This window comes from Streptomyces phytophilus, from assembly GCF_013870535.1.
Classification (GTDB): domain Bacteria; phylum Actinomycetota; class Actinomycetes; order Streptomycetales; family Streptomycetaceae; genus Streptomyces; species Streptomyces phytophilus.
Genome location: NZ_JACBXC010001132.1, coordinates 1 through 1,975 on the forward strand (window position 1 = coordinate 1; position 1,975 = coordinate 1,975).

Annotated in this window: 2 protein-coding genes; both read left to right on the plus strand. The window is 74.0% G+C overall.

Features of this window, described 5'->3' with window-relative positions; genetic code table 11:
• The coding region (locus H5J30_RS29905; protein WP_181790500.1) for an outer membrane protein assembly factor BamB family protein at positions 1 to 1,005 on the plus strand (1,005 nt) is incomplete at its 5' end.
• Positions 1,006 to 1,007: 2 nt separating this feature from the next.
• Positions 1,008 to 1,975 (plus strand): serine/threonine-protein kinase (locus H5J30_RS29910; RefSeq protein ID WP_181790502.1); only part of this gene is annotated, 968 nt, incomplete at its 3' end.

Consider the following 1,975-nt stretch of genomic DNA (forward strand, 5'->3'; position numbering starts at 1 on the left):
CCGACCTTTCCGCCGTCACCGCCGCCGGTGGCGGTGTCGCGGTGGAAAGTGCGGGTGGGCGACTACTATCCCGACCTGTTCACCGCCGGCGGGCTGATCCTGGCGCATGGCGAGGGCGTCATGCGCGCGCTCGACCCGGTGACGGGGAAGACCCGCTGGAAACACGGCTCTTGGGGGTCGGACATCCTCAGCGTGCTCGGTGACGACGTACTTCTGTACGACCCCTCCCAGGGCGGGGGGCAATTGGTCCTGGTGCACGTCCCGTCCGGCGCCGAGCGGTGGGCCCATCCGGGGCCGCCCGGAAAGGTGACGATGTACCCCGTGCTCAGCGAGTCGGTGGCCTGCTACGGGTACGACTCGGTCACCGCCCTGGACCTGGACGACGGGCGGCCGCGCTGGACCGCGCCGGTGAAGAGCGAGCTGGGCGTCGCCGCCGACAGGGACCTCGTGATCGCCGCCACCGAGACGACGGTCTCTGCGCTGGACGTCAGCAGTGGCCGGAGCACCTGGACCCGTGAGGTCAACTGGGGGCACTACCCGGAGGCGTGCTACGGGCTGGTCTTCGTCTGCGATGCCGAGGGGGCCGTACACGCGCTGCGCGCGGCCGACGGGGTGCCCGCCTGGAAGAGGCCGGTCAGCGACACGGTCCAGCCGAGTTTCGGGTTCTCGTCGGGTGGCGGCGTGGTCTACTTCGGGACCGCCGAGGGCGACATTCTCGCCCTGCGCGCCACCACCGGTGAGGTCGTCTGGAAGCGGCGGCTGGGCCCGGAGTCCTCGTCCCGCAACCAGTGGAACGCGCTCGGCGCCGCGGGGGACATGCTGTACGTCGGCGGCGCCGACCGGAACGTCCGCGCGCTGCGCGGCAGTGACGGGCGTACGGAGTGGACGTACCCGGCGGACGTCACCGTGCGCACGTCCGCACCGGTGACCATCGACGGCGGCATGACGTTCATCGGCACCGCGGAAGGCTTCGTGGAAGCGCTCAGTTCGCCGGCCGGAGGTTAGCGGTGCGGGAGTTGGAGCAGGGCGATCCCGGGGCGGTCGGCCGCTTCCGGATTCTGGCGCGCGTCGGCTCCGGGGGCATGGCGGTCGTCTACCTCGGACGGTCCGCCGGCGGCCGGGCGGTCGCCGTCAAGATGATGCACGCCGAGTTCGTCGACGACCCGGAGCACCGGGCCCGCTTCCACCGCGAGGTGGCGGCCACCCGAGCCGTCGGCGGCCCGTACAGCCCGGGGGTGCTCGCCGCGGCCCCGGACGCGGCCACGCCCTGGATGGCGACCGAGTTCCTGCCGGCGGCGTCGCTGCGGGAGGCGGTCGAGCGGTTCGGTCCGCTGCCCGCCGACTCGGCGCGGTCGTTGGCCGCCGCCCTCGCCGAGGCACTCACCCTGATCCACCGCGCCGGGTTCGTGCACCTCGACCTGAAACCGGCGAACGTGCTGCTGACCGCCGAAGGGCCGCGGGTGATCGACTTCGGGATCGCCGCGGAACTGGGCGCCGGCGGGTCGGTTCCGGGCACCGCGGCCGGCTCGCCCGGGTTCATGTCACCGGAACAGGAGGCCGGCGCCGTGACCGGCCCGCCGAGCGACGTGTTCTCCCTCGGCAGCACGCTGGGTTACGCGTGCACCGGCGCCCCGCCCGCGGTCGGCGCCCCGGTGCCGGTGGCCGACGACGGGCTGCGAGCGGTGATCGAGAGCTGCCTGCGCCCGGATCCGCCCGACCGCCCGGGGCCGCCGGAACTGGTCGAGCGGCTGGCCTCGCCGGGCCCGCGGGAGCAACGGGCGCTGTGGCCGCTGCCGGTCGCGGCCGAGATCGACCGTCGCATCGCCGAGGCCGGCAATCCTCCGGTGGCCGTGCCGCGTTCGCCTGAGGCCCGAAAGCCGTTCGTGCGCCGGCGGGCGCTGCTGCTCGGAGCCGGTGCGGCGATCGCGGGCCTGGGAGCCGGCACGCCGGTACTGATCTCCTACGCGTCCAACCC